The sequence below is a fragment of the Mesorhizobium sp. M2A.F.Ca.ET.067.02.1.1 genome, assembly GCF_004023285.1.
Classification (GTDB): Bacteria; Pseudomonadota; Alphaproteobacteria; order Rhizobiales; family Rhizobiaceae; genus Mesorhizobium.
The window spans coordinates 1-2,150 of the sequence record NZ_RZSB01000908.1 but is presented as its reverse complement, the minus strand read 5'-3'; the positions used below and the strand labels follow the sequence as shown (position 1 = coordinate 2,150).

The window sequence follows — 2,150 nt, the reverse complement described above, 5'->3', positions numbered from 1 at the left end:
GCCCCAGATATCCTCGCAGATCGGGACGCCGATGCGCACGCCGCTGAAGCGCAAGACCGGCACGCATAATTCCATCGTCGTCGCCGACGGTGGCAAGATCATCGCCGAGCGCTACAAGCTCGATCTGCCCAACTACGGCGAGTTCGACGAGAAGCGCGTCTTCCAGGCCGGACCTGAACTGCAGGGGCCGGTCAACTTCCGCGGCGTGCGCATCGGCGTCCCGATCTGCGAGGATATCTGGGGCGACATCGCGGTCTGTGAGACGCTGGCCGAAAGCGGCGCCGAGATCCTGCTGGTGCCGAACGGCTCGCCCTATTACCGCGCCAAGATCGACGTGCGCCACCAGGTCGTCATCCGCCAGGTCATCGAAACCGGCTTGCCGATCGTCTACGCCAACCAGCTTGGCGGCCAGGATGAGCTGATCTTCGATGGGGCCTCGTTCGCCATCGGGGCCGACAAGACGCTGGCCTTCCAGATGAGCCAGTTCGAGGACGCGATCGACGTCACCACCTGGAAAAGAAGCCGCGTCGCCGCAGGCGCGCAAAATGGAAATAATTCCGACACCTGGGTCTGCTCGGAAGGCCCGATGTCGAAGGTCCCCGAGCGGGAAGAGGCGGACTATCGCGCCTGCATGCTCGGCCTGCGCGACTACGTCAACAAGAACGGCTTCAAGAACGTCGTGCTCGGCCTCTCCGGCGGCATCGACTCGGCGATCTGCGCGGCCTTGGCCGTCGATGCGCTGGGCGAAGAGCGGCTGCGCACCGTGATGATGCCCTACCGCTACACCTCGAAGGATTCGCTGAAGGACGCCGAGGACTGCGCGCGCGCTCTCGGTTGTCGCTATGACATCGTGCCGATCTCCGAGCCGGTCGAAGGCTTCAAGCATGCGCTGACGCAGCTCTTCGAGGGCACCCAGGAAGGCATCACCGAGGAAAACCTGCAGAGCCGTGCGCGCGGCACGATCCTGATGGCGATCTCGAACAAATTCGGTTCGATGGTGGTCACCACCGGCAACAAGAGCGAGATGTCGGTCGGCTACGCTACGCTTTACGGCGACATGAATGGCGGCTTCAATCCGATCAAGGATCTCTACAAGATGCAGGTCTACGCGCTGTCGCGCTGGCGCAATTCGCATGTGCCGCCGGGCGCGCTCGGTCCTTCCGGCGAGGTCATTCCGAAGAACATCATCGACAAGGCGCCGTCGGCGGAGCTGCGCGAGAACCAGACCGACCAGGATTCGCTGCCGCCCTATCCAGTGCTGGACGACATTCTCGAATGCTTGGTCGAGAACGAGATGAGCGTCGACGACATCGTCGCGCGCGGCCATGACCGGGCAACGGTGACCCGCGTCGAGCACCTGCTCTACATCGCCGAATACAAGCGCCGGCAGGCGGCGCCCGGCGTGAAGATCACGCGGAAGAATTTCGGCCGGGACCGCCGTTATCCAATCACCAACCGGTTCCGGGATCGCGGTTGATCCCCGGCGAGATTGCGGCAGCGCAGCGCATGCAAGACATAGAAATCAGCTTCGACCTGTCGCGGATCGATTTCCGGGCAACGTCCGATCAGCTCATGCAAAGCTATTGGGGCGCGTCGCGGACCGACGAGGCCCACCGCCGCGCCTTCGACAACTCGCTCTGCGCCGGCGCCTATCTCGATGGCGAGCAGGTCGGCTTCGCCCGCGCGATCACCGACTACACGGTCTTTGCCTATGTCGCCGACGTCATCATCTGGCCACAGCATCGCGGGCGGGGGATCGGCAAGCTGCTCGTCCAGGCGCTGATCGATCATCCCGAAGTCAGCACGGTGACGCATTGGAGCCTGTCGACCGACGACGCCCACAGCCTCTACGAGAAGTTCGGATTCAAGGCGTCGACGGACGGACGCTACATGCGGCTGGATCGCAAAGCGGGCAAGCCAACGGCTTCAAGCGCGTCGGACTGAAACCGTTCAGCCGTTTCTGCGCGGCATGCACCAGCCCGCGCAACCTGCCGTTGTTGCAAATTCGTCTCAGTGCTTGGACCAGATGTCGTTTTGGCGGCAGGCCGACTTGGCGTTCGGCCGATGCCTCCCTATAAGAACCTCTCCGCGATTCCCTTCCGGGAGGACCGTATGGCAGGATTTGACATCGTTATGCGAGGCCGCGAAGC

Annotated in this window: 2 protein-coding genes; both read left to right on the top strand. The window is 63.2% G+C overall.

What is annotated here, in order from left to right; translation table 11 throughout:
- A partial coding sequence (locus EOA28_RS33555) for an NAD+ synthase (protein WP_128315733.1) occupies positions 1 to 1,477 on the top strand: 1,477 nt, incomplete at its 5' end.
- Between the two features lie 29 nt (positions 1,478 to 1,506).
- Positions 1,507 to 1,944 carry a GNAT family N-acetyltransferase gene (locus tag EOA28_RS33550; RefSeq protein ID WP_127250170.1) on the top strand — a complete coding sequence of 146 codons (438 nt, stop codon included), beginning with the start codon at positions 1,507 to 1,509 and terminating at the stop codon, positions 1,942 to 1,944.
- Positions 1,945 to 2,150 lie beyond the last annotated feature (206 nt).